Source organism: Sulfitobacter sp. M05, from assembly GCF_029285175.1.
Taxonomy (GTDB): Bacteria; Pseudomonadota; Alphaproteobacteria; order Rhodobacterales; family Rhodobacteraceae; genus Sulfitobacter.
The window spans coordinates 329,411-351,683 of the sequence record NZ_JABEDH010000002.1 but is presented as its reverse complement, the minus strand read 5'-3'; the positions used below and the strand labels follow the sequence as shown (position 1 = coordinate 351,683).

The 22,273-nt window shown below is 58.1% G+C and carries 19 protein-coding genes; 13 read left to right on the top strand and 6 right to left on the bottom strand.

Going from position 1 to position 22,273, the window contains the following annotated elements:
* Positions 1-9: 9 nt before the first annotated feature.
* Genes HKX44_RS09855 through HKX44_RS09840 form a run of 4 tightly spaced genes read left to right on the top strand, consistent with a single transcriptional unit; the run spans position 10 to position 3,471 of the window.
* Positions 10-945, top strand: a complete 936-nt coding sequence (locus HKX44_RS09855) for a hypothetical protein (RefSeq protein WP_276151156.1) — start codon at positions 10-12, stop codon at positions 943-945.
* On the top strand, positions 938-1,675 hold the full coding sequence (locus HKX44_RS09850; protein WP_276151155.1) for a carboxyltransferase domain-containing protein: 738 nt from the start codon (positions 938-940) through the stop codon (positions 1,673-1,675). Before HKX44_RS09855 ends, HKX44_RS09850 begins: the two co-directional genes overlap by 8 nt.
* The gene (locus HKX44_RS09845; RefSeq protein ID WP_276151154.1) at positions 1,672-2,700 is read left to right on the top strand and encodes an urea amidolyase; all 1,029 of its coding nucleotides are present in this window, start codon (positions 1,672-1,674) and stop codon (positions 2,698-2,700) included. Before HKX44_RS09850 ends, HKX44_RS09845 begins: the two co-directional genes overlap by 4 nt.
* A 3-nt stretch (positions 2,701-2,703) precedes the next feature.
* Positions 2,704-3,471: a 5-oxoprolinase subunit PxpA gene (locus tag HKX44_RS09840; RefSeq protein WP_276151153.1), complete on the top strand. Its 768-nt coding sequence runs from the start codon at positions 2,704-2,706 to the stop codon at positions 3,469-3,471.
* 276 nt (positions 3,472-3,747) lie between these two features.
* Here the strand turns inward: HKX44_RS09840 and HKX44_RS09835 are convergent, their stop codons facing one another.
* Positions 3,748-6,639: an ABC transporter transmembrane domain-containing protein gene (locus tag HKX44_RS09835; RefSeq protein WP_276151152.1), complete on the bottom strand. Its 2,892-nt coding sequence runs from the start codon at positions 6,637-6,639 to the stop codon at positions 3,748-3,750.
* Between the two features lie 236 nt (positions 6,640-6,875).
* On the opposite strand from HKX44_RS09835, the gene HKX44_RS09830 reads away from it, so the two are divergent.
* Positions 6,876-7,265, top strand: coding sequence for a DUF3307 domain-containing protein (locus HKX44_RS09830; RefSeq protein WP_276151151.1), 390 nt, complete (start codon positions 6,876-6,878; stop codon positions 7,263-7,265).
* A 257-nt stretch (positions 7,266-7,522) separates the two neighbouring features.
* The gene (locus HKX44_RS09825) at positions 7,523-9,673 is read left to right on the top strand and encodes a DUF4214 domain-containing protein (protein WP_276151150.1); all 2,151 of its coding nucleotides are present in this window, start codon (positions 7,523-7,525) and stop codon (positions 9,671-9,673) included.
* 131 nt (positions 9,674-9,804) lie between these two features.
* Here the strand turns inward: HKX44_RS09825 and HKX44_RS09820 are convergent, their stop codons facing one another.
* Positions 9,805-10,158: a hypothetical protein gene (locus HKX44_RS09820; protein ID WP_276151149.1), complete on the bottom strand. Its 354-nt coding sequence runs from the start codon at positions 10,156-10,158 to the stop codon at positions 9,805-9,807.
* 17 nt (positions 10,159-10,175) lie between these two features.
* Positions 10,176-10,892, bottom strand: coding sequence for a DUF599 domain-containing protein (locus HKX44_RS09815; RefSeq protein ID WP_276151148.1), 717 nt, complete (start codon positions 10,890-10,892; stop codon positions 10,176-10,178).
* Between the two features lie 81 nt (positions 10,893-10,973).
* Between HKX44_RS09815 and HKX44_RS09810 the strand changes: the two genes are divergently transcribed.
* From HKX44_RS09810 to HKX44_RS09785, 6 genes are all read left to right on the top strand, one after another.
* Complete coding sequence (locus tag HKX44_RS09810) at positions 10,974-12,422, top strand: FAD-linked oxidase C-terminal domain-containing protein (RefSeq protein ID WP_276151147.1); 1,449 nt, start codon at positions 10,974-10,976, stop codon at positions 12,420-12,422.
* A 61-nt stretch (positions 12,423-12,483) separates the two neighbouring features.
* A complete protein-coding gene (locus tag HKX44_RS09805) occupies positions 12,484-13,602 on the top strand; it encodes an FAD-binding protein (RefSeq protein WP_276151146.1) in 1,119 nt (372 codons plus the stop codon).
* Between the two features lie 67 nt (positions 13,603-13,669).
* Positions 13,670-15,013 carry a glycolate oxidase subunit GlcF gene (gene glcF / locus HKX44_RS09800; RefSeq protein WP_276151145.1) on the top strand — a complete coding sequence of 448 codons (1,344 nt, stop codon included), beginning with the start codon at positions 13,670-13,672 and terminating at the stop codon, positions 15,011-15,013.
* Positions 15,014-15,108: 95 nt separating this feature from the next.
* Entirely contained in the window at positions 15,109-15,897 is a 789-nt protein-coding gene (locus tag HKX44_RS09795; protein ID WP_276151144.1) for a trypsin-like serine protease, read from the top strand.
* Positions 15,894-16,712 (top strand): trypsin-like serine protease, encoded by an 819-nt coding sequence (locus tag HKX44_RS09790; RefSeq protein WP_276151143.1) that lies wholly within the window; start codon positions 15,894-15,896, stop codon positions 16,710-16,712. Before HKX44_RS09795 ends, HKX44_RS09790 begins: the two co-directional genes overlap by 4 nt.
* Before the next feature lie 128 nt (positions 16,713-16,840).
* The gene (locus HKX44_RS09785; protein ID WP_276151142.1) at positions 16,841-17,311 is read left to right on the top strand and encodes an Hsp20 family protein; all 471 of its coding nucleotides are present in this window, start codon (positions 16,841-16,843) and stop codon (positions 17,309-17,311) included.
* A 123-nt stretch (positions 17,312-17,434) separates the two neighbouring features.
* Here HKX44_RS09785 and HKX44_RS09780 read toward each other — a convergent pair whose 3' ends face one another.
* Both HKX44_RS09780 and HKX44_RS09775 read right to left on the bottom strand, forming a co-directional pair.
* Positions 17,435-19,345, bottom strand: a complete 1,911-nt coding sequence (locus tag HKX44_RS09780; RefSeq protein ID WP_276151141.1) for a VWA domain-containing protein — start codon at positions 19,343-19,345, stop codon at positions 17,435-17,437.
* Entirely contained in the window at positions 19,342-19,875 is a 534-nt protein-coding gene (locus HKX44_RS09775) for an RNA polymerase sigma factor (RefSeq protein ID WP_276151140.1), read from the bottom strand. The genes HKX44_RS09780 and HKX44_RS09775 overlap by 4 nt, the downstream gene beginning before the upstream one ends.
* Positions 19,876-19,997: 122 nt before the next feature.
* Between HKX44_RS09775 and HKX44_RS09770 the strand changes: the two genes are divergently transcribed.
* Positions 19,998-20,735 (top strand): hypothetical protein, encoded by a 738-nt coding sequence (locus tag HKX44_RS09770; RefSeq protein WP_276151139.1) that lies wholly within the window; start codon positions 19,998-20,000, stop codon positions 20,733-20,735.
* A gap of 25 nt (positions 20,736-20,760) precedes the next feature.
* On the opposite strand, the gene HKX44_RS09765 is transcribed toward HKX44_RS09770, so the two are convergent.
* Positions 20,761-22,230 (bottom strand): NAD-dependent succinate-semialdehyde dehydrogenase, encoded by a 1,470-nt coding sequence (locus HKX44_RS09765; protein ID WP_276151138.1) that lies wholly within the window; start codon positions 22,228-22,230, stop codon positions 20,761-20,763.
* Positions 22,231-22,273 lie beyond the last annotated feature (43 nt).

Genomic DNA, 22,273 nt, shown 5'->3' with positions numbered 1-22,273 from the left:
GTATGCCGGATGCAACGCTTTCTTTGGCTTGCCTCGACCCATGCGCGCGCCTGTCTGATCCTTGGGCTGCTGGCGGGGCTGGCCATGCCCGGCTTTGCGGCGATGTTGGTGCCATGGCTGCCGCAAATGGTGGCGATCCTGCTGGCGGTTACCGCCCTGCGTATCGGGCACCGCGCCGCCGTTGGAGCGGTTGGCGATCTGTGGTGGGGGCTGAGCGCGGTTGCGTTGTTGCAGACGGGAGTGCCGTTGGCCCTGCTGGGGGCGCTGACGCTGGCAGGTTTGCAAGACACCCCCGCGACATTGGCGATTGTGCTGGCCTGTGCGGCCCCGGCGATTACCGGCAGCGTCAATCTGGCGTTGATGCTGCGGCTGGACGCGGGGCGGATGATGCAAATTCTGGTGCTTGGCACGGCGGCCTTTCCGCTGACGGTTCTGCCTGTGTTGGCGTTTCTGCCGCAAGCGGGATCGCCCGCTGTGATCATTTTGGCCGCGCTGAAACTGCTGGTCGTGATTGTGCTGGCGACAGGGATTGGCTTTGCCCTGCGCAGCCGGTTTTTTCCTCACCCCAGCGAAGGGCAGGTCAAGGCGCTGGATGGGCTGTCGGTGCTGGCGTTTTCCTTTATCGTTGTTGGGCTGATGGCCGCACTCAACCCGGCGCTGCGCAGCGATCCCACAGCGGTGGTGAAATGGGCGGTGCTTGCCTTTGCGATCAGTTACCTGTTGCAGCTGTTCACCCTGCTTGCCCTGCGGCGCAGCCCGTTGCGGGGTGTCGCGGGGCCGCTGGCAATTGGGGCGGGCAACCGCAATATCGCGATTTTTCTGGTGGCACTGCCTGCCGAGGTTCTGGCCCCGTTAATGATCTTCATCGGGTGTTGGCAACTGCCAATGTACCTGACGCCGATGTTATTGCCACGACTTTACAAATGGGCGCTGCGCGATGAGTGACTGGCCGAAAATCCGTACTGTTGGCCTGTCCGGGGTCTTGGTCACCTTTGCCGGTGAGATGTCCGAAGCTGCCAACCGCGCGGCCCTGGCCTTTCGCGCGGCAGTTGATCAAGCCCAGTGGCCGGAGGTCTCGGAAACCAGTACCTCGCTGGTCTCTACTTTCCTTGAGGTCGATCTTGCCACCACCTTTGCGCAAGACATGACAGAGCGCCTTGAAGAGGTGTTGAACAGCCGTGACTGGTTTGCCGCCGCGCTGCCGGCAGGGCGGACGCTGTGGCAGGTGCCGACACTTTACGGCACCGATCTGGCTCCCCAGCTTGAGGAGGCCGCCGAGGTCGCAGGTGTTGACCCTGATGAGGCGGTTGCGGAAATCTCGACCTCCCGCGTGCGGGTTTTGACCATCGGTTTCGCCCCCGGGCAGCCCTATATGGGGGCCTTGCCGGCAAGGTGGAATATCCCGCGCCAGCAGGGACTTACCAAATCGGTGCCCTCTGGCGCGCTGGTTGTCGCAGTGCAGCAGTTGATTGTTTTCACCAACGCGGCCCCCACCGGCTGGCGCCATATCGGGCAGACCGCCTTTCGCACCTTTCGACCTGATGCGGAGATGCCTTTCACGCTTGCCCCGGGGGATGAACTGACCTTTCCCGCGATCAGCCGCGCCGAATATGATGCGATCCTTGCCAAGGAGACTTCTGGCCTTGGCGGTGCAACGCGCGAGGTGCTGACATGACGCCACATCTGACGATAACCCAAGCGGGGCCGGCGTTAAGTGTGCAGGATCAGGGGCGTGCGGGGTTCCGTGCGCAGGGTCTGACGGTGGGCGGTGCCGCAGATCGGACAGCCCTGTTTGAAGGGGCGGCCCTGTTGGGCCAGTCACCAACCCATGCGGCGATCGAGATGGCCGGCAGTGGCGGCAGTTTCACCAGTGATGCGGATATCCGGATTGCGCTGTGTGGTGCGGAAATGGCTGCGAAGATTGATGGCGAACCCTTGGTTTGGGGGGCAAGCCATCTGTTGACGGCGGGTGCGACATTGACCATCGGCGGCGCGCGCAACGGCAGCTATGGCTATCTGCATGTGGGCGGTGGGTTTGCAACGCCCAAGGTGATGGGGGCACAGGGCAGCCATCTGGCAGGTGGGATTGGGGCGTTGTTGACAACTGGTGACACGCTGCCAATTGGGCCAGATGTCGCGCAAGAGGTGGCGATGACCCTGCCCAAGCCCGACCGGTTTGGCGGCGGCAAGATACGGATCGTGCAATCAATGCAAACCGCGACGTTCGATGCACAGACCATTGACCGGTTTACGGCGACGAAATTCCGCCGTGATGCCCGTGCCAACCGTATGGGTGTGCGTATGGAGCATGACGGGGCGGGCTTTGCCACGGCGGCACAGCTGAGCATCCTGTCTGAAGTTGTGGTGCCCGGCGACATCCAGATTGCCGGTGATGGTGCGCCCTATGTGTTGATGTATGAATGTCAGACCACGGGGGGATATCCGCGTATCGGATCAGTGCTGCCCTGTGATTTGCCCCGTGTGGCGCAGGCGCAGACAGGGGCTTTCCTGACGTTTGAGTTTGTCGGGATGGACGAGGCGGTTGCCCTGCAAGCGCGGTATCTGGCGGGGTTGAAGGCGCTGGCGTCACACGTGACACCTTTGGTGCGTGATCCGGCAACGATGCGTGACTTGTTGCGCTACCAAATGATCAGCGGCGCGGTTTCCGCTGTTGCGAACCCTTTTGAACAGGAGAGTTGAGCCATGCCAACCGTGGATCTGAATGCCGATATGGGCGAAAGTTTTGGCCCGTGGAAAATGGGGGATGACGCGGCTCTGTTGAAGATTGTGACCTCGGCCAATGTCGCCTGTGGTGGCCATGCGGGGGACGCGGATGTGATGGCGGCGACGATGGCATTGGCTCATCAGAACGGGGTCGGGATCGGGGCGCACCCGGGATTCATGGACCTTGCCGGTTTTGGCCGTAACCGGATGTCGGTGCCCTGTGCCACGCTGCAAAATCAGGTGCGGTTTCAGGTTGGCGCGGCCCTTGGGATGGCGAAATCTGTAGGGGCGCAGGTGCGACATCTGAAGCTGCATGGTGCCATGGCGAATATGGCATCCGAGGACGAAGTGATGGCGCGTGACCTCTATGAAGCGGCGCTGAGCGTGGACCCCGATCTGATTATCATGGTTCTGGCAGCCACGGCGCAGCAAAGCGCGGTTGAGGCATTGGGCTGTGCTTGGGCTGGCGAGATTTTTGCTGATCGCGCTTATAATGACGATGCCACACTTGTTGACCGGTCCTTGGAGGGGGCGGTGATCCATGACGCGGAATTGGCCGGTGCGCGGATGGTTGAGATGGTGAATGCCGGCGCGATTATCACGCAAAGCGGCAAGCATATCCCGACACGGATCGACACGATCTGCCTGCATGGGGATACGGCTGAAGCGGTGCAGATTGCCGGATCGGTGCGCCAACAACTGGAGGCGGCTGGGATCACGCTGGCGCAGTTCAGCGGGCAGGTTTAGGGTCAGGGCCCATTAATCCTGTGCCGTCAGTTTGCCAGATTTTTTCGCTAACAAGGAACATCTGTGCGGAAACCCCCTCTCGGGATGATCCTTTGGATGACCCTGCCGGGCATTAGGAAGCGGCAAAATCCGGCAAACCCGTAGGGCGGCGATTTCACTTCATTTCAACGTCTCGGACCGCTTGCAAATAGAACCACCATTGACGGCGCGGCCCAAACCATTGAAATTTCGTGGAATTGCCGCTGACGATACAGGATTAATGAGTCCTGACCCTAGTTAAGAGACGTATCCGGCGACGACCTGTAACAGTTTATAGGCCGTGCGGGCGTCGCTGCCGACCACATCCAGAAACTCCTCAGCGCCGATCCGCAGGCAGGTCAGCTCGCTTGCCGCTCGCATGTCCAGCGCGCGTGGTTCGTTGCGGATTAGGCCCAGTTCGCCAACCAGTTTGCCGGCACCGGAGGTGGCAATCAACAAATCGTCCTTGCCGTCGACAGGCAGTAACAGATCGGCTTGGCCTTCGGTGATCAGATAGGCCCCGCTGGAGGGGTCATCATCTTTGTGGAAAACATATTCGCCGGGCTTGGCATGATACCAGCGCGCGCTAAACGCCAGCAGGCGCAGCTGTTTACGTTCCAGACCGGCAAACAGATCGGTCTGTTCCAAGGCACGCAGCTTGCGGGCAAGATCGGCCCCAACGGTGTCGTCTTCTTCTACCGGTGTGGCGCTGGCAAGTGTGGAAATGCGCCCCTGTTGCAGCACGAACTGGGCGTCGAACCCGCTGATGTCGTCAAAGCTGGGTTGCAGGCAGATAATCGTTGTTTCGGGTAAAAGGCCGCGCAGGCGGTCGTGCAGCCCTGCACGGGTGGCGGCATCGAAGCTCGACAGCACATCATCGAGGATCAGAATCTGGGGCCGCTTGATCGTGGCGCGGCTGATGGCGAGGGTCTCGGTCAGCATGGCCGACAGGTTCGTGCCGCCCAGGGTCAGCGGCAGATCAAAGATCAGATCCAGCACCAACCCCTCAAGCCTGGCGGCATAGAGGGCATCCACTGCCACCGCGCGCAAGGCGTCCCCTTCGGGGCCGGCGGTTTCGGCCACCTTGCCAAACAGGGTGTTTTCCAGAACCGTCATGCCGGCAACGGGCGCGTCTGGGGTGATCGGGCTCATCAGGTCGGACAGGCTGTGTTGCAAATCGGCGGAATGGTTTTTGCGGATTTCCAACACCCGGTTGATGATTTTATCGGGAAAGGCGGCACCCAGCTTTTCCGCTGAAATGGCAAAGGTTACCGCCAGCAGTGAGGCCTTGTCGGCAAGGGCCAGTGTCGCCCCATCGCGTTGTTTGGCGCGCAAGTCGACGGCCGCTTCGAAGGTGGTGGGATCAAGCCCGAGTTTGCGAAACAGTGGGTGGTCGGTGCCGTCAACGCCAAAGGCTTGACGCAAAACATCCACTGTATCCGCGGCCAGTTGCAATAAATCCGGCTCAAGCCCCAATTTGGCAAGCAATTCGATGAAGCCGGTCTGCTCTTGCAGGAGTGCAGGGGTAATGGCCTGTTTGGGGGTGGCAAAGATCAGGTTTTCTGCCACGGGAAGTGCCGGATTGAACTGTTCCTTATCAAAGACATGGACATGTTTTGCGAGTTCCGAACTGTGCAGCCTTGCGGCAACTTCCGGACGCAGGTTGACCAGAGCGGCGGCCAGTTCGGGATGTGCATCGGCGATGAAACGCTGGTCTAACCCGCGCAGAAACAGGGTGCGGTCGATCCCCATTCCCTTGATCAGTGACAGCCACCATGCCCGCAATCCGGCTTGGCCGTCGATCTGCATTTCTTCCAGATCGAACCAGTCGGCATCCGAAGCATCGGTGCTGTTGCCCGCGCGCGCACTTTCTATGGCCAGCGGGGACCGGGCCATTTCACCGGCGGGGCGCAACCGCAGAGGCAGAACGACGTTGTCACCAAAGCTGCCCAGGAACATCACAGGCCGCGAGGTGGCGTGACCTACACGCTTGGCAATGGTTACTTGATGCAGCTCTGACAGGGGCAGTCCGGCAAGGCTTACCTTGCCCGATGTGGGGATAATCTCGCGCATCAATACCTCGGCAAAGGCGCGGCGGTCTTCATCACTGGACGCAGTGATGGCAGCGGTGCTGCCCTTGGCAAAACGCGCACTGATGTCTTCGAGAACCGGATTGCCGTCAGCGTCCTGAACGCTGATTGCGTCAAAGGTAACGTCGCCGGCAAGGGATGGGATGTCGCCCGGGTCGCTGCTGAACAGTTCCGATTTCACCATGCCGTGGGGGGCAAATCGTTCGGTGATCACCTCCCAGCGCAGAGCCATGTCCTGAGATTGATTGTAATAGGCCAGCAGCTCTTTCCACGGGCTGGAAAGGTCTTTGTAGGCGGCAAGGGCTGCAACCAAGGCACCAACGGTGACTTCGCCGGTGATGGTCAGATAGCCGCCAATGGAGTAAAAGAAAAACGGTGTCAGCTGGCCGATGAAGTTGTTGAGGAACTTCATGAAGAACTTCTTTTGGAAGATTTCAAACCGGATTGCATAAAGCCGGCCCAGACGTTCGGAAATAAGCGCCAGCCGGTAGCGCCAACCGCCATTGGTGCGCAGGGTGCTGGCCCCGGCAGCCCCTTCACCGATCTCCGAGGCAAGGGAGCGGATCTGGATCACCCGTTTCTTGTTCAGCAGGTTGATCTGTTTTTGCAGCTTGGGGATCAGCCAGGCCTGCAACGGGATTAGCGCACAGGCCGCAAGGCCAAAGGCAATGCTTTGCATGAACAGGAACACAAGAATGGTCAGCATCTGGCCGGCTTGCAGCACCGGTTGCGCCACGGCATCGCCCATCAGCCCACCCATTGGTTCAGACTCGGATGTGACCATGGACACCAATTCACCTTGGCTGGTGCGCTCGAAATAGGGGGTGGGAAAGCGCAAAATGCGGGCGATCAGGGTGTATCGCAGACGGCGCAGCAGGCGTTCGGCCAATACCCCTTTCATTGTGTTGATGCGCATTTTCATAATGCCATGCCCCAGCACGGACAGCAGGAACGCCCCGCATAAAAGCATCAGGAATGTGATCTGATCGACAGTAATACCAAAGAAGTTGATGTTGTCTGACGATGCCCCAATTGCATCGTTGATGATGCGCTTGGGCAATTCGAGGGTCAGGAACAGTAGCGGGAACAGGGTGAGCGTAACGGCCAGCAGGATAAGCTGGTCACGTTTGGAGTATTTCCAGATAAATGAAAATAATGAGCGTTCGATGAAAATGGTCCGGAAGTTATCAGGTCACAAGGAATATTGTAACAGACTTACCAAGAGCGGGGCTTTGAAATCAAATGAATTGCGCGCTGGTCTGAATTCACTACCATGAGCCGGGAGGGGAGAACATCGTGGATACGGCGCTGAACACGGCACTCTTGGTCCTGATACTTTTGCAGGGCAAGCACATGTTTGCGGATTTCTTTCTGCAAACCCCCCGTATGCTGTCGGGGCGCAGCATCTATGTGCATCTGGGCCGGGCGGAACATGCGGCGTTGCATGCTATACTGTCGTTTCTCGTGCTTAAGCTTTGCGGCGGCTCTTTGGTGTTTTGTGTTGTTCTCTGCGTGGTTGAGTGGGCTGCGCATTATCACATTGATTGGATCAAAGGGCGCTATTCGGAGCGCAAGAAACACGACCCGACAGATGCGGCCTATTGGCGGGCATTCGGCCTTGATCAATTGATGCACCAGCTGACCTATGTGGCAATGATCTGGGCGTTGGTGCGTTACGGAATCTAGGGTTTTCGACCGTAGACTGCCCTGAAAGTGGCCTCTCCGCCGATTTTATTGTTGCTGGCTGGCGAACAGTTTTGACTTGGTCTTGAAATTGTAAAGCCAGAAGTACGGCAATTTTGTCGAAAAGGCCATATTTCATCTATTATCAATGATTTGCTTGGAAGTTGGTCGTCAATTCTGGCATTTTCCAGACGGTGGGTGCCATAATTGTCGGGAATGGGAGTTCCCTTGGTTATGTGGTGAGGTGAGGTAATCCGCTGATGTCGGTATTGGTACTTTCGAGTCTTCAAAAATCAGGTCTGTTTGTGTCTTCGGATATGTTCGGGGCGAATGCGGTTTTTGGTTTGACTGACGATGGTGTCCCGACATCGGAATACGCCGATGCCGCGGCCGCGTTGGGTGTGCAGAACATTCGGTTCGGCGGTGGGCAGGCCGATCTTGATCCGCTTAAACCGAACGGGGCGGGTGAACTGCCGGTGCAGGGCGAAAACGCCATCAATATTGTCGAGATGCAAGACGGTGCATTGCGGTCCGAACTTGTCGATTTTCTGGACTGGTGTGAGCAGACCACGGCCAATGGTACGCCAACCAAGGCGACATTGATCATTCCCACCAAACACCTTGCGGCGGCGGACTATACCGCGTTTGCGCAAGAGATCGAGGATTTTACCACTCTGGTGATGCAGCGCTATGGGGACGTTATCGCGGCGTTTCAAATGGGGAATGAATATTGGGAGATGGGCGAGACCTCTTACGGGGTTAAGGCGTCGCTTGGTGCGGAAGCACTGGCGCGTGGAATGGTGGCGGCTGGGATTGCCGAGGCCGATCAGCCCGACATTCTGGTACAGATGGGGACGGCGGGCAATCTGGGGTCTGAGTTTCCTGCGGTGCCGGGTGTAAATGATTTTATGGCGCGCAATCAGGCGGCCAACAACCAGATCATCGACCAGCTTAGCGAAGAGGCCCGCGCGGCGATTGATGGGGTCACCGAGCATTATTATTACAACAAACTGGACTATGCGTTTGGTGATCTGGACAGCAGCGTAAAGAATATCAACAAGGATTTTGACATCTGGGCTGGTCGTCTGGGCGGTGACCTGGACCTGCATATTACCGAATGGAACGTTAAAACCACGGCGGAAACCCAACATGGTATGGTGGCGGGTTCCAGTATGGTGAAACAGTTTGAAAACATGATCGCAATCGGTGCTGACGGTGCGCATGTCTGGGCGTTGGATTACCATTCGCGCACTGCTTTGACGTTGGACACTGACGATGGTGTTCGGCTGGACGAACTGGGGCGGTTGACCAATTCGTCACAGGGGGCGGTTTTTGATCTGATGTCAGAAGCGCTGGTTGGCAAGGAACTGGTGACGGCGGGTTTCACGAACGGTCTGCCGGATATTTCTGTCACGGCCTATGCGGACCAGCAGGAAATGGTGTTTTACATCACATCACGCAGCCTTGAGATGGCTGAATTCACGCTGGACCTTGCAGCAAAACTGCCGGTCGCAGGGCCGGTTGAGGCGGTGCTGGTGTCCATGGACAGGGACAGTGCGAATGGCCTACAATGGAAGGCAGGCACAAAGGCCGACAGCGTGTTTGTGGATGGGCAACCTTATTATTACAACGAACATGATGTCGATGTGGTTCTGACGGATTTGGTGTTCACTGATGCCAGCCAGATTGATTTGGCGCTGAAACCCTTTGAAGTGATCGAGCTGACGGTGACGCTTGACACCGCGCCGGTGCCTGAACCGCCACGCATTCCGCCGGCACGGGTGGTTTCGGACAAGCACTATTTTCTAGGCGACGAAGCCGATAATATGATCCAGCTCACGGACAACATTGTCTTTATCGACAGCGGCGCCGGGATCGACACACTTTTTGTGGATGCTTTAAGATCGGAGGCGAGCGTCGGGTTTGACGGGTTCGGCCGGCCTGTGTTGAGTGCGGCGGGGTTTGCTCCTGAGGTCGTTTTGACACACGTCGAACGGATCGGGTTCAATGATGGCGTGCTTGCGCTTGATCTGGATGGCAATAGTGGACAAGCTTATCGCTTGTATCAGGCCAGCTTTGACAGGACCCCCGATCTGGAAGGTTTGGAGTTCTGGGTGCAGCAGTTGGACAGTGGCGCGCTGTCCCTTGAGGAGGTGGCCGAGCAGTTTCTTACCTCTGCCGAGTTCACGGGCACCTACGGCCAGAATGATGCTCTTGGAGATTCAGAGTTTATTGGCCTGCTTTATGAGAACGTGTTGGAGCGTTCGCCGGATGCCGCAGGGTATGATTTCTGGCTTGGGCAGGCGGAGCAGGATGTTGGCCGCGATCAGATTCTGGTGTCATTCTCGGAGAGTGGCGAGAACAAGCAATTGGTTGCGCCGTCTATTGATGACGGTATTTGGTTCGGCTGATTGCATCAGCGCCCGCAGGGTGGCGCAGCCTAGAGCGTCCCGCGATAAACATGGTTCGCTTGTTCGCGGCCTCTCTCTTTGGTCGAACGCGAAAAGCGGTAAATGATGGCTCAGGTTAAAGGCGGGCCGCTTTAGCGCAGTTTAATTCTCTTGATAGCGCTGCCCCAGCCTGTGGTGTTGTCACGCGCTTGAATACCGACTTCTTTGATGTCAGCGGGAATTTCCACGCCGGACAGAGAGCGAGTGAAGGGTTGTTCGTTGACGTGAGGATGCGCAAGGTTGCGCAGGCCCAGTTCGTTGCCGTCCTTGTCAACCACACGCCATGCATCGGCATAGTGTTCCCAACCGGTATCCGCATGTTTCAGGGTGACGTCAAAGGTCCAATAGCTGCCGGCCTTTCTGGCAGAGGCAGCTTCGATCTTTGGCGGGTCCGCAACAACGGCAGTGGCGGAGAAAGTCAGGGCAAGAAAAATTCGGGTAAACATGGCACCACCGATTCAATTCATGGGGTATGTAAACCGCTGTACTCTTTTTCCAAGAGGATGCCACGTGACTGTGACGCGAATTCCCGCCGCCAGATGACAATAAGTGTCATTATTGCACCAGTCAGCAGCAGGAACGGGCCGCCCAGCCAGCATACCGAGGCCAGAGCAAAGTATACGGCGCGCAGGCCACGGTTAAAGCTGCGCGCAGCGGTGACGTTCAATTCGCCGGCTTTGTGGGCCATTGCGGGCGCACGCGGGTCATTAGGATCGTTCGGCACGGCCCCCATCAGTACAGAGCAATAACCGAACAGGCGGTTCGACCAGACGAATTTCAAAAACGCATTGGTCAGGAAAAATACCACCAACAGCAGTTTGATTTCCCAGACGATTGGCGGATGCGCCATGAGCGTCAGGTCCTGTGCGACTGAGGCGAGGTTATTGGCGTTGCCGATCACTGCCAGCACGCCGCCGATTGCGATCATTGAGGTTGAGGCAAAGAATGAAGTGCCCTGACGTAGGGTTGCAATGGTCTGCGCGTCAAAAATTCGCGGGTCGCGGTCCAGCATCTGGCGCATCCATTCGCGGCGATAGTTGGCCATGATAGTCGAAACAGAGGGATGTTTGGCGCTGGGGTGTTCGATCCGCCAGCCCACGACCAGCCAGACGCAGAACAGGGTTGCAAGGGCGGCAAAATCCGCTGGCGAAAACAGGGTGAGGCGTTCGGTCCAGGTCATGCTAGGCTCATACTGCGGTAAATTGCATCTTGCCAGCTTTGAAAATTGGTAATATTAATTTACCAAAATTTGGAGGCTGCCATGGAAATGCCGAAACCAAACCCGGACGTGATTGCACGCAAGGCGCGGGTTGTGGCGCGATTGCTGTCTGTCCTGCCTGTGGACGCAGTAATCCATGACGAACGCGAGACGCGGGCCTATGAATGTGACGCGCTGACGGCCTATCGCTGTCCGCCGATGGTGGCGGTATTGCCATCAACCACCGGCGAAGTGTCAGATGTTCTGCGGATCTGCCACAGCGAGGGGGTGCCAGTGGTGCCGCGCGGATCGGGCACGTCGCTGGCGGGCGGTGCCCTTCCAACGGCCGATTGTGTGATCCTTGGCGTGGCGCGCATGAATGACGTGATCGAAACCGACTATGATAACCGGCTTATTCGGGTCCAGACAGGGCGCACCAATCTGTCTGTGACAGGTGCGGTTGAGGCGGACGGATTTTTCTATGCGCCGGACCCGTCGTCGCAGTTGGCTTGTGCTATCGCGGGCAATATCGCGATGAACTCCGGCGGCGCGCATTGTCTGAAGTACGGGGTGACCACCAACAACTTGCTGGGTGTCACCATGGTGATGATGGACGGCGAGGTGGTTGAGATCGGCGGCGGCCATATGGATGCGGGCGGTCTGGATCTGTTGGGGCTGGTCTGTGGGTCGGAGGGGCAGCTGGGTGTCGTGACCGAAGCAACCTTGCGGATTTTGCCCAAGCCTGAAGGCGCGCGGCCCGTGCTGATGGGGTTTGATGACAATGAGGTGGCCGGTGCCTGTGTCAGCGATATCATCAAAGCGGGTGTCTTGCCGGTGGCGATTGAATTTATGGACCGCCCTTGTATCGAGGCGACCGAAGCCTTTGCCAAAGCCGGCTATCCAATGTGCGAAGCCTTGTTGATTGTGGAGGTTGAGGGATCGGACGCCGAGATTGATCATCAGTTGAGCCTTATCATGGAGATCGCGCGACGTCATAACCCTGTCGAGCTGCGCGAGAGTAAATCAGCAGATGAATCCGCGAAAATCTGGCTGGGTCGTAAATCCGCCTTTGGTGCGATGGGACAGATCAACGACTACATGTGTCTGGACGGAACCATTCCGGTATCTTCCTTGCCGATGGTGTTGCGCCGGATTGGCGAGATGTCACAAGAATTTGGCTTGAAAGTTGGCAATGTGTTTCATGCCGGGGACGGCAACATGCATCCGCTGATCCTGTTTGATGCGAACAAACCGGGTGACCTTGAGCGTTGCGAGGCATTTGGGGCCGAGATTTTGAAGCTTTGTGTCGAGGTCGGCGGCTGTTTGACCGGTGAGCATGGGGTGGGGATCGAAAAACGCGATTTGATGTATGAGCAGTACAGCGCGGATGATCTGGAGGTGCAGATGGCGGTGAAAGATGTGTTTGATCCGGCGTGGTTGCTGAATCCGGCCAAGGTGTTTCCGCTGGACGCTTCTGAACGACGGCGTGCAACCGGATTGGCGGCAGAATGAGCGGGCCAAATCGGGGGCTAAGGGGGATGAGAGTGCGGACAGTATATAAGGCCAAAAAGAGATGATGGTCGCAGATGAACAAGAACTGGCGGCCTGTGTTGCTGATGCGGCTGAGCCCCTGTCGGTACGGGGGGGCGACACACGTGGTATGGCCGGGACTGGTGCGCCATTGTCGGTGGCAGGGCTGTCGGGGATCACGCTTTATGAACCCGGGGCTTTGACTATGGTGGTGCAGGCGGGAACGCCTGTGACAGAGGTGGAAGCGGCGCTGGCCAGCGAAAACCAGCGGCTGGCCTTTGAACCGGTGGATCATCGCGGGTTGCTAGGAGGAACGGGAACCCCCACCGTTGGTGGGATTTTTGCGGCGAATATCAGCGGGCCGCGGCGGATCGCGGTTGGCGCGGCGCGGGATTTCCTGTTGGGGGCACGGTTTGTTGACGGGCGCGGTGGCGTTGTGAAGAACGGTGGCAGGGTGATGAAGAATGTCACCGGCTATGATCTGGTCAAGTTGATGGCGGGATCGTTCGGGACGCTGGGTGTGATGAGTGAGCTGTCGTTCAAGGTGCTGCCGCAGGTCGAGACGCAAGCGTCCTTGGCGCTGCACGGGCTGGAGGTTGATCAGGCGGTTGTGGCAATGAGCCGGGCGATGGGCAGCCCGTTTGAGGTATCCGGGGCGGCACATGATCCGGCGGCGGGGCAGACGATTCTGCGGGTTGAGGGGTTCGAGGCCAGTGTGGCCTATCGGGTTGCGCAGTTGAAAGCGACGTTAAAGGCCTTGGCGGGGGAAATGACCGTTCTTACGGCAGCGGACTCTGGCGCGTTTTGGTCAACGCAACGCGATGTTGCCGCGTTTCGGGGCACCGACGGGGATGTCTGGCGGGTGTCTTGCAAGCCGTCGGATGCGCCTGCGTTGGTGCGCAGGGCCGGCAGTGCTGCCTATGTTATGGACTGGGCTGGCGGTTTGATCTGGTTGCGGATGGCGCAGGGCAGCGATTTGCGCGCACGATTGGGGATGTTTGACGGTCATGCCACGATTGTGCGGGCTGACAGTGAGACCAAAGCGCGCTTTGGGGTGTTCCATCCGCAAACCCCGGGTGTGGCAAGGCTGTCTGCCGGTTTGCGGGCGCGATTTGATCCCAAGGGGCTGTTTAACCCCGGATTGATGGCACCGTGCGGGTGACCCGCCGTGGCCGTCATTCTTTTCCAAGGGCAGCGCAGGCGTGCCCGATACAGTTACCGGAGCTACCATGCAGACGACATTCACCGACCAACAGCTGAGCGACCCGGCGATCCAGCGCAGTAACGAAATTCTGCGGGCCTGCGTTCACTGCGGCTTTTGTACGGCGACCTGCCCGACCTATCAGGTGCTGGGCGATGAATTGGACAGCCCCCGTGGGCGGATTTATCTGATCAAGGACATGCTGGAGAACAACCGCGACCCGGATGCCAAAACCGTCAAACACATTGACCGTTGCCTTTCCTGTCTGGCCTGTATGACGACCTGCCCTTCGGGGGTGCATTACATGCATCTGGTTGATCATGCGCGCGAATACATCGACCAGCGTTACAAGCGGCCGTTCACGGACCGTGCATTGCGTTGGGTGTTGGCCCGTATCCTGCCCCATCCGATGCGGTTTCGGGTGGCGTTGCTGGGGGCCAAGATCGGGCGGCCCTTTGCGCGGCTGATGCCGGATGCGCGGCTGCGGGCGATGCTTGAGATGGCCCCGAAAGTGATCCCGCCGGTCAGTCGCAATGACGATCCGCAGACTTTTGTGGCTGAGGGGCCAAAGCGCAAGCGGGTGGCCCTGATGACAGGCTGTGCGCAGCGGGCGCTAAACACCGATATTAATGATGCGACGATCCGTTTGTTGACGCGTTTGGGGGCCGAGGTTGTGGTGGCCGAAGGGGCCGGGTGTTGCGGGGCGCTGACCCATCACATGGGCAAAACTGGTGAAAGCCATGCGAGTGCGGCCAGAAACATTAAAGCATGGTGTGCCGAGATGGACGGCGACGGGTTGGATGCGATTGTGATTAACACCAGCGGCTGCGGCACAACGGTGAAGGATTACGGGCATATGTTTCGCAATGATCCATTGGCCGTGGATGCGGCCCGGGTGTCGGCGATTGCCCGTGATGTGTCCGAAGTATTGATCGACCTGACGCAAGAACGCCCGACGCAGGCCGGGACAACTGCGTTGCCGGAGAATATGACCGTTGCCTATCATGCAGCCTGCTCCTTGCAGCATGGCCAGCAAATCAAGACCTATCCCAAGGATTTGCTGAAACAGGCAGGCTTCACGGTGGTGGAACCTGCTGATCCACACCTGTGTTGCGGATCGGCCGGCACATATAATTTGATGCAGCCCGAGATTTCGGGGCAGTTGAAGGCCCGCAAAGTGCGCAGTTTGGAAGCCAAGAATCCGGACGTCATCGCGGCGGGCAATATCGGCTGTATGATGCAAATCGGGTCGGGCACGGGAACACCTGTGGTGCATACTGTTGAATTACTCGATTGGGCCTCCGGCGGACCGAAGCCGGCGGCACTTAGTGGCGGAAATAAGCCCGATCCGGCGATTCCACGCTTGCGGTAACAAATTTGCCCTAATTTTGCCGCAAGTCGTCTGTAGCTCGGGTGATATAGCAACAGCGGGGATGTTCAGTGCGGCGATGGGTGGCTCTTACCTTGATGATAACCGTCATCGCGACGGCGGCTTTTGCACAGGATGCACGGCTTAAACGGTTAAGTTCGGGCGTTGATGCAACAGCCTGGGAAGCGGTTGGTCGGTTAAACATTGGCGGCGCCGGTTTTTGTACCGGTGCCTTGATTGCGCCGCGTTTGGTGCTGACGGCGGCGCATTGCCTGTTTGATCGCGATACAAAAACGCGGATTGATCACAGCACCGTGCAATTCCTCGCCGGCTGGCGCAACGGACGGGCGGGGGCTTATCGTGATATCCGCCGCGCCGTGGTACATCCCGATTTTGTTTATGACGGGGATGTTTCCTCCGGGCGGGTGCGCAACGATCTGGCCTTGTTGGAACTTCAGCGGCCCATTCGTAACACCACAATCAAACCCTTCGGGACGGCGGCGCGTCCGCGTCCGGGCGATTCTGTGGGCGTTGTCAGCTATGCCAGAGACCGATCCGAGGCCCCGTCATTGCAGGAGGTATGCAAGGTCTTGGCCCAACAGGACGGTGTTCTAGTGACAAGCTGTTCGGTTGATTTTGGATCCAGCGGGGCTCCGATCTTTACCTTTCATGAAGGTGAGGCCCATATCGTTTCCGTTGTTTCTGCCAAGGCAGAGGTGGACGGAGAAAACGTGTCATTGGGCACGTCACTGGGCGCGCCGCTGGCAATTTTGCAGGCTGAACTGGTTGCAGGTAAGGGCGTGTTCCAAGGCGATGCACCCCGGCGGAAACGGGTGTTGGTTGGTCAGAATAATGCCGGCACTGGCGCAAAGTTTGTAAGACCATGAAGGGTATTGCACAGATAGCAGCGCTTGCGCTTTGTGCCATGGTTGCAGGCGGAGCAGTTGTGGCGGAAACGACCAAGCTGCGCAAATTGGGTACGAAAAACGACGCATTGGCCTGGCAATCGGTGGGCCGTCTGGACCTCGGGCGCAGCGGCTATTGTTCGGGCACGTTGATCGCGCCGGACATGGTGCTGACCGCGGCGCATTGTGTCTATCAGAACGGACAACTGATCTCTGCAGAAGAGGTGACGTTTCGTGCGGGGCTGACCAATGGCGATGCGGCTGCGAAGCGGCGGGTGTCGCAGATTGAGGCCCACGCCGGCTATGACCCGACAACGGGATTTGACGGCAACAACATCCGTCACGATCTGGCGCTGGTTCGTTTGGCAAAGCCGATCCCATCCCATCAGCTTGCGCCGTTTCGGGTGTTTTCAGGGGTGATGCCCAAAGGACCGGTAAGTGTCGTGTCTTACGGGCGCGGGCGCTCAGATGCTTTGTCGCGGCAAAACCAGTGTCAGGTGCTGGGCGCACGCGACCGTTTGCTGGTGCTGGATTGCGATGTCACCTTCGGGTCCAGTGGTGCCCCTGTGTTTACCCATTTGAACGGGCGGGGACAGATTGTCTCGGTCATATCGGGCATTGGCACAAGAGGTGGCAAGAAGGTGGCCTTTGGCATGGAGCTGCCACAGCTGATTTCCGACCTCAAACGCCAGATGCGTGCCAACAAGGCGCTGCCGGGTGCCAATATCCGACGGGTGACAGTGGGCAGTCGGAAAACATCCACGGGTGCAAAATTTGTCAGGGCGAACGGGTCTTGAAACCGTAATCCATCCTTCCCACATGAGTGACATCGAGATGCCTGATGAGGGTCTTGATGACTGAAAACAGGGCCTGTCCAATGGTGGAAGGTCCGGGCTTCAATCGCTCTAGAATGAGGATGAACACAATGAGAACTTACGATTTTGCACCGCTTTACCGTTCAAGTGTCGGCTTTGACCAGATTGCAAACATGATGGATCGTGCCCTGCGCGCCGACAGCACAACGCAAAGCTATCCCCCTTACAACATCGAAAAACTGGAAGATGATGCGTATCGCATTTCCATCGCGGTTGCCGGTTTTTCGGACAACGACCTGTCAGTCGAAGTGCGCGACAAGGCGTTGATCGTGTCGGCCCGCAAGGCGGATGAGGATGAAGGCAAGACTTTCTTGCACCGCGGCATCGCCACGCGCGCCTTTGAACGTCGTTTCCATCTGGCGGACCACGTTCAGGTGACAGGCGCAGAGCATGTCGATGGCATGTTGCATATTGAGCTGGAGTTGCAGGTGCCCGAAGCACTGAAACCCCGCCAAATTCAGATCGCTTCTGATGTGAAGCGGGTGGAGAAAGATGTCGTTGACGCGAAATCCGTCAACTAAGGCGTTAAGGGATTATCCCGAACGCTTGAGACGGTAACAGAGTTCTGATCCTCCTCCCCCGAGACAGACTCTGCAAGGTCCGGTGCTTCGCGCGCCGGACCTTTTTTGATATCTATGGGACGGTTACTGTGCAGACAGACTTTCTGCCAGGCGCATCAACTGCACCGCCTCGGCGCGGTAACCGAAGGGATCGTCGCCTTTGGTGTCATTCGCCAGTTTGATCGCGTCGGCATAGGTCCAATCGCCGGTATAGGTGCCGTCGCGCAGCAGATGGCCAAAGCCTGCGATGGCGGCGGCAAAACCTGCCTCTCCAGTGATGGTTGCCTGTATCGGTGTTTCAATCAAGGCGCTGGTCTCACTGCCCGGCGCTTTATAACGCAGGCGCAGAAAGGCGAGTTCGTCGCTGGCATTCTGGGTGATGACCGGTGTGTCATAGCGCAGTGGAGCGTTGCGTTCTGCCGGTGAGCCTTTTGGCGTGACCTCGTAAATCGCGGTAACCTGATGGCCGGCCCCGATGTCGCCTGCATCCACCTTGTCGTTGTTGAAATCCTCGCGTTTCAGGGCGCGGGTTTCATAGCCGATCAAACGGTATTCCGAGACTGTGGCCGGGTTGAATTCGACCTGAATTTTCACGTCATCGGCAATCGGGAACAGGGCACCGCCCAATTGATCCACCAGCACTTTCTGCGCTTCTGACAGGGTGTCGATATAGGCCGCCTGTCCATTGCCGTTCTGGGCCAGCGCCTGCATCGTCGCATCGTCAAGGTTGCCACGGCCAAAGCCCAGAACACTAAGGTAGGTGCCGCTGTCACGCTTGTCGGCGATGTAATCTTTTAATGCGTCAGGATCGTTCAGCCCGACATTGAAATCACCGTCCGTGGCCAAAATGATCCGGTTAACATCACCCTCTTCCGACATGGCGGCGGCGGTGGCGTAAGCTTGTTGCAGGCCAGCTTGGCCAGCGGTTGATCCACCCGCGCCAAGGTTGTCCAGCGCATTCAGGATTGTGGTGCGTTCCGATGCGGCAGTGGGGGCCAGAACCTCGCCTGCTGACCCGGCATAGGTCACGATGGCAACCTGATCCTCAGGGCGCAACTGGCCCAGCATCAAGCGAAAGCTCTGCTTGAGCAGGGGCAGTTTGTTGGGCTGCTCCATCGAGCCGGAGGTGTCGATCAGGAACACAAGGTTCAGCGGCGGGCGTTCCGCCAGATCGGGCAACGCGCCTTGGATGGCGATCTGCATCAGTTGCGTGTCGGCGTTCCACGGTGTCGGGGTTAGCGTGACGGTAGGTTGAAAGGCGTTCGTGCCGGTGGGCGCGGCATAGTCATAGGGGAAATAATTGATCATTTCCTCCACACGTACCGCATCTTTGGGCGGCAGTTGGCCATTACTTAGTGAGTTGCGGATGACAGAATAGGACGCCGTGTCCACATCGATGGAAAAAGTCGAAACCGGGTTTTGCGCTGTAACCTGAATGGGGTTCGTGTCGGCATTGGCAAAGGTCTCTGTGATGTTTTCCGGGAGGATCACCGGTGCATCCAGCATCATGCGGCCATTTGCGCGGGTGGACATAAGCGCAGGGCTGGCCGGGGGCAGGGCGGCGGCCGTACCATCGCTGGCCATCTCAGTCGCAACCATTGGTGCGACTTCAAGCTGTGGTGCCGGTTCGACCGGCGCGGTCTTGCGCTGGGCAATTGACGGTTCGACAGGCTGCGGCGCGGTCTGGAACGCGGTGTCGGTGGGGGGCGGCAACAGGTCATTGCCAAGGGGCGACAGCATCACAAGACCCACGGCAACAATGGCGGTGGATGCGGTAAGGCCGGCGCGGGAGGTAAGGGTGGACAACATGTTTCGTACTCCTGAGATAATGCCCGTTTTCGGGCGATCAGAAGTAAGACGCACGCCATCTCGCGATCCTTGGAGGTCGGCAAAGTTTTTTTGCGCCAAGGCAAGGTTTTCCGATTTCCGTGCGGCATCGGGGTGCGGGGTTGCCGCGTTCATCAGGGATTTCAGATCATCGAGGTCGTCGCTCATGGCGTGCCCTCCTTGCGCAGGGTTGCGAGGTGTTTCTTAGCTTGTGAGATGCGCCAGCTGACGGTGCCTTCTGAGATGCCCAGAATTTCGCCGGCCTGCGTATGGGTCATGTCATCAAGAACCAAGGCCAGCGTATCGCGCAGATCGTCCGGCAGGGCGCGCATGGCCTGTGTCAGCCAGTCCAGCGCCGCTTCGGCCTCAGCATCGGCTGCGCGGCGGTTGACCTCCCAATCGCCCCAGCCGCTGGCGGCTTTGGCGTGGGTGGCTGCGCGGCGGCGGCGATCGTGGGCGGCATTGACGCATAGACGGTAGGCCCAGGTGGTGAATGTGGCCTCGCCTTTGAAGCTGCGTAATTTCGCAGGTAGGGCGGCACAGATGTCCTGCGTCAGGTCCTCGGCCTCGGCCTGTGAACCGGTCAGCCGGAAACACAGACGGAACAGCCGATCATATTGCCGTTCCATCAGCGTGCCAAAAGCGCCGGCATCGCCGCCGGCTGCCGCAAGGGCAAGAGAGGTATCATCGGTTTGCATCAACATCACCTATGTATGACGCGCCTCCTGCGTCAATCCTTGGCTGTGTGGGAAATTTTATTTCTGAACGGCTTGGCAACCTTTCTGCGTCATAGAAGGGGGGGCACAATGTTGAGGTATTTATGCAATCCGCTTGGCGCATTCTGACCGTTGTTTTCACGGTGGTGATGGGTGGCACCGCCCATGCAGAGGCGGTTTCAATTCTTGGCGGCAGTGCGTTGAATGCTGGCCGGGGGAGCTTGTTTGCTGCGGCGCGAGTCACGCCGGCACGTCAGACTGCGGCGCTGTTTATTGGCCGTGATCACAGGGGCATGTTTTCGGACCGGCCCGCGCATAAGCCGGCCTATGCAACTGCGGTCCCGGCGATTTTACGCGGCTCTGACGTTCAGGTGATCCGCGCCCTAATCCAAGAGGCGGAATCGCGCCGTGACGGGTATGATGCGGTACAGTACGGTGCGCGGATCAAACCCACCAAACCACCAACACAGATGACATTGGCAGAGATATTTGCATGGATCAAAGCCACCCCCGGACAGCCACATGCCATCGGACGTTACCAGTTTATTCCAGTGACCCTGTGGCGGGTGGTGCAAAAAGCAGGGATCAAGCAAACACAACGGTTTAGTCCGGCAGTGCAGGACAGGTTGGCGGATGTGTTGCTGGCAGAGGCGGGCCTGCATCAGTTCCGGTCAGGAATTTTGGGCCGCACGGGGTTCATGAATAATTTGGCAAAAATCTGGGCGGGATTACCAAACTCTACAGGAAAGTCCCACTACGACGGGCTTGCTGGGAACAAGGCTTCCCTGTCGTGGATGCGGTTTGACAGGGTGATGGCACAGATTGATCCCCGGCGGGGGTAAGGCGGAGAAACCTCCGCCTTTTGCCTTATACACTCATGCAGATGTATTTCATCTCTAGATAATCTTCGATGCCGTGGTGGCTGCCTTCGCGGCCAAGGCCGGATTGTTTGACGCCACCAAACGGTGCCACCTCTGTAGAAATGATGCCGGTGTTCACGCCAACGATGCCGTATTCCAGCGCTTCGGCAACCTTGTACACGCGGCTGAGGTCTTTGGCATAGAAATAGGACGCCAGACCAAAGATCGTGTCGTTCGCCATGGCGATCACTTCGTCTTCATCGGTGAATTTAAACAAAGGCGCGAAGGGGCCGAACGTCTCGTCCTGTGCAACCTGCATGTCCTGTGTCACACCGGTGACGATTGTGGGCGGCAGGAAATTACCGTCCATCGCGCCATTGCCGCCTAGGATCACGGTGGCACCCTTGTTCACTGCATCGTCAATGTGTTCCTTGACCTTTGCACCGGCTTCGGCGTTGATCAGTGGTCCAAGGTCCGTACCTGTTTCAAGGCCGTCACCGATCTTCATCTGCTCAACGCGGGCCTTCAGTTTTTCGGCAAAGACGTCATAGACGCCAGCTTGGACATAAATCCGGTTGGCGCAGACACAGGTCTGACCGTTGTTGCGGAATTTGCACATGATTGCGCCTTCAACAGCGGCATCCAGATCCGCATCATCAAACACGATGAACGGTGCGTTGCCACCCAGTTCCATGGAACATTTCATCACCTGATCTGCGGCCTGTCTGAGCAGAATACGACCAACTTCGGTTGATCCTGTGAAGGTGATTTTGCGCACAGCGGGGTTTTCGCAGAATTCTTTGCCGATAGCAGAAGACGACGAAGAGGGCACAACATTGAAGACACCGGCGGGGATGCCGGCACGTTCGGCCAAGACACCCATCACGATGGCGCTCAGCGGTGTTTCCGCAGCAGGGCGGGCAACGAAAGAACAACCGGCGGCCAACGCAGGGGCGGCTTTACGGGTGATCATCGCATTGGGAAAGTTCCACGGCGTGATTGACGCGGCAACGCCAATGGGCTGTTTGAGAACGGTGATCCGCTTGTCGCGCTGATGGCCGGGAACGGTTTCGCCATAGATACGCTTGGCTTCTTCACCAAAGAACTCAATGAACGACGCGCCATAGGCAACTTCGCCTTTGGCTTCAGCAAGGGGCTTGCCTTGCTCGGCGGTCAGGATAGTGCCCAGATCGTCTTGGTTCTCGATCATTAGGTCGAACCACTTGCGCATTACGCCTGCGCGCTCTTTGCCGGTCCACTGGGCCCATTCTTTCTGCGCCGTTTCCGCTTGGGCAATGGCACCAGCAACCTGTGCGCGGCTCAGGTCGGCCACCTGGGCCAGGACATCGCCACGGGCCGGGTTTGTGACGTCAAATGTGCCATCTTCGCCGTCTACCCATTGGCCACCGACATAGGCGCGGGTTTCCAGCAAACTGGGGTCTTTCAACAGGGATTTGAGGTTGGTTACATTGCTCATAGCTAATCTCCACTTGGGTCGCGGGACATCTTTCAATTTTGCT

What these genes read in the sequence shown, in the direction of transcription:
- HKX44_RS09795 (WP_276151144.1), top strand. Translation starts at nt 15,109, where the DNA reads ATGATAACCGTCATCGCGACGGCGGCTTTTGCACAGGATGCACGGCTT.
- HKX44_RS09780 (WP_276151141.1), bottom strand. Translation starts at nt 19,345, where the DNA reads ATGAGCGACGACCTCGATGATCTGAAATCCCTGATGAACGCGGCAACC.
- HKX44_RS09775 (WP_276151140.1), bottom strand. Translation starts at nt 19,875, where the DNA reads ATGCAAACCGATGATACCTCTCTTGCCCTTGCGGCAGCCGGCGGCGAT.
- HKX44_RS09765 (WP_276151138.1), bottom strand. Translation starts at nt 22,230, where the DNA reads ATGAGCAATGTAACCAACCTCAAATCCCTGTTGAAAGACCCCAGTTTG.
- HKX44_RS09770 (WP_276151139.1), top strand. Translation starts at nt 19,998, where the DNA reads ATGCAATCCGCTTGGCGCATTCTGACCGTTGTTTTCACGGTGGTGATG.
- HKX44_RS09785 (WP_276151142.1), top strand. Translation starts at nt 16,841, where the DNA reads ATGAGAACTTACGATTTTGCACCGCTTTACCGTTCAAGTGTCGGCTTT.
- HKX44_RS09840 (WP_276151153.1), top strand. Translation starts at nt 2,704, where the DNA reads ATGCCAACCGTGGATCTGAATGCCGATATGGGCGAAAGTTTTGGCCCG.
- HKX44_RS09850 (WP_276151155.1), top strand. Translation starts at nt 938, where the DNA reads ATGAGTGACTGGCCGAAAATCCGTACTGTTGGCCTGTCCGGGGTCTTG.
- HKX44_RS09845 (WP_276151154.1), top strand. Translation starts at nt 1,672, where the DNA reads ATGACGCCACATCTGACGATAACCCAAGCGGGGCCGGCGTTAAGTGTG.
- HKX44_RS09825 (WP_276151150.1), top strand. Translation starts at nt 7,523, where the DNA reads ATGTCGGTATTGGTACTTTCGAGTCTTCAAAAATCAGGTCTGTTTGTG.
- HKX44_RS09790 (WP_276151143.1), top strand. Translation starts at nt 15,894, where the DNA reads ATGAAGGGTATTGCACAGATAGCAGCGCTTGCGCTTTGTGCCATGGTT.
- glcF (WP_276151145.1), top strand. Translation starts at nt 13,670, where the DNA reads ATGCAGACGACATTCACCGACCAACAGCTGAGCGACCCGGCGATCCAG.
- HKX44_RS09815 (WP_276151148.1), bottom strand. Translation starts at nt 10,892, where the DNA reads ATGACCTGGACCGAACGCCTCACCCTGTTTTCGCCAGCGGATTTTGCC.
- HKX44_RS09855 (WP_276151156.1), top strand. Translation starts at nt 10, where the DNA reads ATGCAACGCTTTCTTTGGCTTGCCTCGACCCATGCGCGCGCCTGTCTG.
- HKX44_RS09820 (WP_276151149.1), bottom strand. Translation starts at nt 10,158, where the DNA reads ATGTTTACCCGAATTTTTCTTGCCCTGACTTTCTCCGCCACTGCCGTT.
- HKX44_RS09805 (WP_276151146.1), top strand. Translation starts at nt 12,484, where the DNA reads ATGATGGTCGCAGATGAACAAGAACTGGCGGCCTGTGTTGCTGATGCG.
- HKX44_RS09810 (WP_276151147.1), top strand. Translation starts at nt 10,974, where the DNA reads ATGGAAATGCCGAAACCAAACCCGGACGTGATTGCACGCAAGGCGCGG.